Raw genomic sequence first — 6403 nt, forward strand, 5'->3', positions numbered from 1 at the left:
GTCAGCGAATGTCCTCGTCGACGGTCGTTTCAGGCTCGCGGCCCATGTAGAGCACGCTTTCACGGTAGCGCGCCGTGGCGAAACGCGCGATCACCCCGATGGCGGCGGCCACGGGCACCGCGACCAGCAGCCCGACGAAGCCAAAGAGTGTGCCGAAGACCGACAGCGCCAGCAGCAGCCAGACCGGGTGCAGCCCGACGGAGTTGCCGACCAGCTTCGGGGTTAGCAGATTGCCCTCGACGATCTGGCCCAGCACAAAGATACCCGCCACCAGCCCGATCGACACCCAATCGCCCCAGAATTGGAACAGCGCCAGCCCGATCGCCAGCGCCCCACCGATCAATGCGCCAAGGTAGGGAATAAAGGTGACCAAACCGGCCACGAAACCGACGACGAGGCCGAACTGTAGCCCCACCAGCATCAGCGCCACGGCGTAATAGGTGCCAAGGATCAGGCAGACCGTGCCCATGCCACGCACGAAGGAGGCGAGCGTCGCGTCGATCTCCCGCGCCAATTGCCGGATCGTCGGCGCATGGTCGCGCGGCAGCAGCCGGTCAATGGCCGCGACCATGCGGTCCCAGTCGAGCAGCAGATAGACGGCGACCACGGGGACGATGACGAACAAGAGCAGGATGTTGATCAGCGAGGCAAAGGAGGCCAGTGCGGTTTGAAACAGCTCACCACCGCGTTCTTGGATCGTCGTGCCCAAGGTGGTCAGCGAGGTGCGCAGCGTCGAATCGTCGTCCAGCAGCGAGGGGAAGCGGTCGGTGATGAAATCGGTAAAATTGCGAGTGACCTTGGGCGCGGTCTCGATCAGGTTGACGGTTTGGTTCACCAGCGTCGGGATGACCAAAAGCGCCATCAGCACGAAGATCAGAAGGGCCGCCACGGTGATCAGCGCGGTGGCCATCACACGGCTCAGCCCCAGTCGCTCCAGCCGGTCGGCCACCGGATCGAGGAAATAGGCAATTGCCCCGCCCAGCAGGAAGGGCAGCAGCACATCGCCCATGAACCACAGTGCCACCATGAACACCGCCGCAGCGATGCCCCAGTATTTCAGTTGGTCTCGGATTGGCAGGGCCATGATGCTCTCCGGCAGGGAATGTTCTCACATCGCCCATGTGGCGTTTCGTTTCAAGTCTTGGCTGCTTGACTTGGGGGAGATCGGGCGACCATCGCAGCAGCACGTCGTCCGTTGTGTACAGGCCGCTCGAGAGATGGGCGCTGTGCGCCGCGGGTGGCCAAGCTCTCGCGCGGCCTGTGCGATGTGATTGTCTCGCCCCCTGACATGCACTAGTCAGGGGGCAATTCGCTCAATGAGGAAACACCATGCGTCTGTCCCAATATTTTCTGCCCGTGCTGAAGGAAAACCCTGCCGAGGCGCAGATCGTCAGCCACCGGTTGATGCTGCGGGCGGGGATGATCAAGCAATCCAGCGCGGGGATCTATTCTTGGCTGCCGCTGGGCTACAAGGTGCTGCGCAAGGTTGAAGAGATCGTGCACCAAGAGCAGCAGCGCGTGGGCCATATCCCGATGCTGATGCCGACGCTGCAATCGGCGGATCTGTGGAAGGAATCGGGCCGCTATGACGCCTACGGCCCGGAGATGCTGCGCATCCGCGACCGCCAAGACCGCGACATGCTCTATGGTCCCACCAATGAGGAGATGATCACCGACATCTTCCGCAGCCATGTCGGGTCTTACAAAGACCTGCCGCTGACGCTCTATCACATCCAGTGGAAATTCCGCGACGAGATCCGTCCACGTTTCGGCGTGATGCGGGGCCGCGAGTTCCTGATGAAAGATGGCTATAACTTCGACCTCACCAAAGAGGACGCGCTGCACGCCTATAACCGCCATCTGGTCAGCTACCTGCGCACCTATGAGCGGATGGGCTTGCAAGCGATCCCGATGCGCGCCGACTCCGGTCCCATTGGCGGCGATGACACGCATGAATTCCTCGTGCTGGCCGAGACGGGCGAATCGGAAGTCTTCTATGACAGCGAGATCACCGATCTGACCTTTGGCGACCGCGAGATTGACCCCAGCGATCACGACGCCTGCCGCGCTGTGCTGGATGAGTTCACCTCGCGCTACGCCCGCACCGATGAAACCCACGACCCCGAGCTTTTCGCCAAAGTGCCCGAAGACCGCCAGCGCACCGCGCGCGGCATCGAAGTGGGGCAGATTTTCTACTTCGGCACGAAATACTCCGACGCGATGAACGCCAAGGTGCAGGGCCCCGACGGCAAACAGGTGCCGGTCCATATGGGCAGCCACGGCATCGGCGTTAGCCGTCTGCTGGGCGCGATCATTGAGGCCAGCCATGACGACAAGGGCATTATCTGGCCCGAAGGCGTGACCCCGTTCCATGCGGGGATCGTCAACCTCAAGCAAGGCGACGACGAAGCCGATGCGGCCTGCGATGCGCTTTATAAGAGCCTCAAGGCGCTGGGCCTCGATCCGCTTTATGACGACCGCAAAGGCGGCGCTGGTATGAAATTTGCGACGATGGACCTGATCGGCCTGCCATGGCGCATCACCGTCGGCCCGCGCGGGCTGAAAAACGGCGTGGTCGAACTGACCAGCCGCCGCACCGGGGAAAGTGAAGAGCTGCCGCCCGAACAGGCGGTCGAAAAGCTGGCGAAAATCTACGCAGGCATCGCCTGAGGGCTACGATGATCCTGCGGGCGCTGACATTGGCCGGTGGGATTATAGGGGCAGGGATTGCCGCACAAGGCCCGGGGTTCACCCGGGCCTATGTGTTTGAGCTAGAAGCCGCAGAGCGAACGCTCTCCGGTGTTGTAGCGCATTTTGATGCTGCCGCCCGCACCGCCGGGCTTGACCGAGAGGCCGCGCTTGCGCGGCTGCGTGGGTCGGCCTTGTTGGAACGCCGACGTATCGATCTGACCCGCAACATCGAAAGGCACATGGCGCTTGAGGCGCAGGTGCCGCGACAGCAAACGGCGGGTCCGTTCCTACGCAGTTATTACCTGTTACGCGCACCTGACGCAGAAGCGTTGCGCGCAACCGTGCAGAAGTTTTCGCTCACCGCGCCGCGCAGCCGTGCCGAATTGATCTTCGCCACCATAGGCTTCATCGCCGGAGCCGCCTTCGCGCGGGTGCTCCTCTGGCTGCCCACATGGCCCGCGCGCTTCCGCCGCCGGGCATTGCGTTCTTGACCCTTCTGGGGCAAAGCCTCAGGTTGCGCGCACCTCAGACCGGAGCCCTCCCGCATGGCCAGCAAACCCACACGCACCGCCCCATTCGCGGCCTTTGAATGGATGATCGCTTGGCGCTACCTGCGCGCCCGCCGCGCCGAGGGCGGGGTGAGCGTGATGACATGGATCAGCCTGATCGGCATCACGCTCGCGGTCTTCGCACTGATTGCCACGCTGTCGGTTCGCTCAGGGTTTCGCGCCGAATTTGTCGACACGATCCTTGGCGCCAACGCGCATGTCACGGTTTACACGATGGGCGAGGTGCAAGAGACCGGCCAGATCGACCGCACCATCGCCAACTATACCGAAATGGCCGCCGAGGTTGCGAAAGTGCCCGGCGTGACCCGCGTGGCCCCCTTGGTGCGCCAGCAGGTCATGGCGAACCGGCGGCAGTCCAACGCGGGCGTCGAGGTCTTTGGCATCGCATCGGATGATCTGATGACCATCCCCGGCATCCAGCCCTCGGAACGGTCATTCGGTGACATTGGTCGGTTTGAGGAAGGCATCGCCATCGGCAGCGGCGTGGCGCAGAGCTTGGGCGTGCAGGTCAGTGACACGATCAAGCTGATCTCGCCCAATGGGGTGAAAACTGCCTTTGGCACCAGCCCGCGGGTGAACGGTTATGAGGTCGTCTATATCTTCTCAGCCGGTCGCTATGATATTGATAAGACACGTGTCTATCTGCCGATCGCCGAGGCGCAGAGCTTTTTCAACCGCGAGGGCGTCGCGGATGAGTTGGAGGTTATGGTCGAAGACCCCGAAAGCGTTGACGCCATGGCGCCGGCGTTGATGCAGGCGGCGGGCGACCGGGCGCAGGTCTGGACGTGGCGCGATGCGTCCGGCTCGTTCCTTTCGGCGCTGGATATCGAGGACCGGGTGATGTTCGTAATCCTCTCGGTGCTGGTGTTGATCGCCGCGATGAACATCGTCTCGGGGCTGATCATGCTGGTCAAGAACAAGGGCCGCGACATTGGCATTCTGCGCACCATGGGGCTGTCTGAGGGCTCGGTGCTGCGGGTGTTCTTTATCTGCGGCGCGTTCACGGGGATCATCGGCACCGCCGCGGGCGTGGTGCTGGGCGTGCTCTTTGCGATCTACGTCGACCAGATTTTCGCCTTCGTGAACTACCTCAGCGGCGGCAATGCTTGGGATGCCTCGATCCGCGGCATCTACTTCCTGCCCGCGAAACTGCAACTGGGCGATGTGCTCTCTGCCGTGGGGCTGTCGCTCGGGCTGAGCTTTGTCGTGACGATTTTCCCCGCCCGCCGCGCGGCGCGGATGAACCCTGTGGAGGCCCTGCGCTATGAATGATCCCGTCCTGCGCCTGACCGGCATCTCCAAAGCCTACAACCCCGGCGCGCCGAATGAGGTGCAGGTGCTACGCGGCATAGACCTGACGGTCGCGCCCGGTGAAGTCGTGGCACTGGTTGCCCCTTCGGGCGCGGGCAAGTCGACCCTGCTGCACATCGCGGGGCTGCTGGATACGGCTGACAGCGGCACGGTTGAGATCGCGGGCGATGACCTGACGGGGCAGAGCGACCGCAAGCGCACCGGGGTGCGCCGGGCGGATGTGGGCTTTATCTATCAGTTCCACCACCTGCTGCCCGAATTCACGGCGCTGGAAAACATTGTGCTGCCGCAGCTTGCCAATGGCGTGGCCCGCAAGGTGGCCGAGGCACGGGCGCGTGATCTGCTGGCACAGGTGGGCATCGCCGAACGCGCCGACCACCGCCCCGCCGCCATGTCGGGCGGTGAGCAGCAGCGGGTGGCCTTTTGCCGGGCGCTGGCCAATGCGCCGCGTCTGCTGCTGGCGGACGAGCCCACGGGCAACCTTGATCCCTCGACCTCGGATCAGGTGTTTGCGGCGCTGATGGCGCTGGTGCGCGGCACGGGGCTTTCGGCGGTGATCGCCACGCATAACCTTGAACTGGCCGCGCGGATGGACCGACAGATCCGGCTTGAGGCGGGGCAGCTGGTGCCGGTCTGAGCCGAGACGGGGTTACCGGCAGATATTTTCAAGCTCGACCCCGTCCCAAGGCAGGCCCACGTCATAGGGGCGGCTCTGGGGCAGAGGGGCCACGGGCATGACCTCGGACAGCATTGCGTGCAACCGTTTGGTGCGCGGCGCCTGCGGGTCGAGCGCGCGGCAGCAGACGAATTCCTCAACGATTGAGCCCTGCTGCTCATAGCCGAAATCAAGGAAGCGCGGCTGGGTGTCGACCTCGAAAAGATAAGGGTCCGGGCTGGTGAACTGCTCGGAGGCCGCGCGCAGGGGCGAATAGGCGGTAAGCTTGCGGTTCTGCCATTGCCAGACATGGGTGATCTCATGCGCGAGCAGCATCGCAGCGATCAGCCCGATGCGGTCGGGGTGATCGGGGAGGTAGTCTTCGAGGTACCAGTCCTTGTCGAAAAGCAGGTTGTTCCACAGGGCCACGGCGGCGGGTTTGGAAGTCACGGTGTCGCCCTCCTGCGGCGGCAGGATGCGCTCGCGGCAGGTGGTGCGCGGGCGCGGCTTGCGGGTGAAGGTAACGGCGCGGGTCGGGGCACCGTCGTGCAAGCGCACGCGGTCGTAGTCGACAGAGGTGCCGTGGATGGTGGAGAGGTAGGCGCGCTCGTTCTCCGTCAGCGGACGACCGCAGGCGGTGAGGAGGAGGAGAAGGAGGAGGGCGCGGATCATGGGGGGAGTTAGGACCGGTGTGGGCGGCGGATCAAGGGGGAAGTTGGGGATAGGTGCTGACGTTGCGAGTAACTGCTGGTGCGGTCCCGACCTGTTGTTGTGTAGGAGCCCCTTCCCCATGGGGGGAAGGGGAGGGGCTATGCGCCAAAGGCGCATTGGATACGGAACGTATATGGCCTGCGATAATTGAATTAAAACGAGAGTGTCCGATCTTTTGTGTAACTGCGAACTGGTCCATGCTTCCTGAGAGGAGCAAGGACGATGACCATATCCAAGGAACTGCTGGACGAACTACTGAAGGGCTGCGAGCGGCCTGAAGACCTGCTTGGCGATGCCGTGACCTGCCACGGGATTTTTCCTCCACCGTCGATTAGAGTCCGGCCCAACTTGAGGACGGACAATGAAGCGAACGAGATTCACGGACGAACAGATCATCGGCATCCTTGGCGAGCACGAAGCAGGCGCAAAATGCGCGGACTTGTGCCGCAAGCACGGCATGTCGGAA

Annotated in this window: 7 protein-coding genes; 5 read left to right on the forward strand and 2 right to left on the reverse strand. The window is 63.2% G+C overall.

The window, feature by feature from the left end:
• Window position 1 precedes the first annotated feature (1 nt).
• Window positions 2–1084 (reverse strand): AI-2E family transporter, encoded by a 1083-nt coding sequence (locus A3722_RS05770; RefSeq protein ID WP_067625350.1) that lies wholly within the window; start codon window positions 1082–1084, stop codon window positions 2–4.
• A gap of 245 nt (window positions 1085–1329) precedes the next feature.
• Here A3722_RS05770 and proS point away from each other — a divergent pair, with 245 nt between their 5' ends.
• Genes proS through A3722_RS05790 form a run of 4 tightly spaced genes read left to right on the forward strand, consistent with a single transcriptional unit; the run spans window position 1330 to window position 5208 of the window.
• Window positions 1330–2670: a proline--tRNA ligase gene (gene proS, locus A3722_RS05775; protein WP_067625347.1), complete on the forward strand. Its 1341-nt coding sequence runs from the start codon at window positions 1330–1332 to the stop codon at window positions 2668–2670.
• An 8-nt stretch (window positions 2671–2678) separates the two neighbouring features.
• Window positions 2679–3182: a DUF2937 family protein gene (locus tag A3722_RS05780; RefSeq protein ID WP_067625345.1), complete on the forward strand. Its 504-nt coding sequence runs from the start codon at window positions 2679–2681 to the stop codon at window positions 3180–3182.
• Between the two features lie 54 nt (window positions 3183–3236).
• Window positions 3237–4532: a lipoprotein-releasing ABC transporter permease subunit gene (locus tag A3722_RS05785; RefSeq protein ID WP_067625341.1), complete on the forward strand. Its 1296-nt coding sequence runs from the start codon at window positions 3237–3239 to the stop codon at window positions 4530–4532.
• Window positions 4525–5208, forward strand: a complete 684-nt coding sequence (locus A3722_RS05790; protein WP_067625338.1) for an ABC transporter ATP-binding protein — start codon at window positions 4525–4527, stop codon at window positions 5206–5208. The genes A3722_RS05785 and A3722_RS05790 overlap by 8 nt, the downstream gene beginning before the upstream one ends.
• Before the next feature lie 12 nt (window positions 5209–5220).
• Here the strand turns inward: A3722_RS05790 and A3722_RS05795 are convergent, their stop codons facing one another.
• Window positions 5221–5898 (reverse strand): hypothetical protein, encoded by a 678-nt coding sequence (locus tag A3722_RS05795; RefSeq protein WP_067625335.1) that lies wholly within the window; start codon window positions 5896–5898, stop codon window positions 5221–5223.
• 400 nt (window positions 5899–6298) lie between these two features.
• On the opposite strand from A3722_RS05795, the gene A3722_RS23185 reads away from it, so the two are divergent.
• Window positions 6299–6403 (forward strand): transposase (locus A3722_RS23185; protein ID WP_150120448.1); only part of this gene is annotated, 105 nt, incomplete at its 3' end.

Source organism: Sulfitobacter sp. HI0027 (assembly GCF_001634775.1).
Classification (GTDB): Bacteria; Pseudomonadota; Alphaproteobacteria; order Rhodobacterales; family Rhodobacteraceae; genus Sulfitobacter.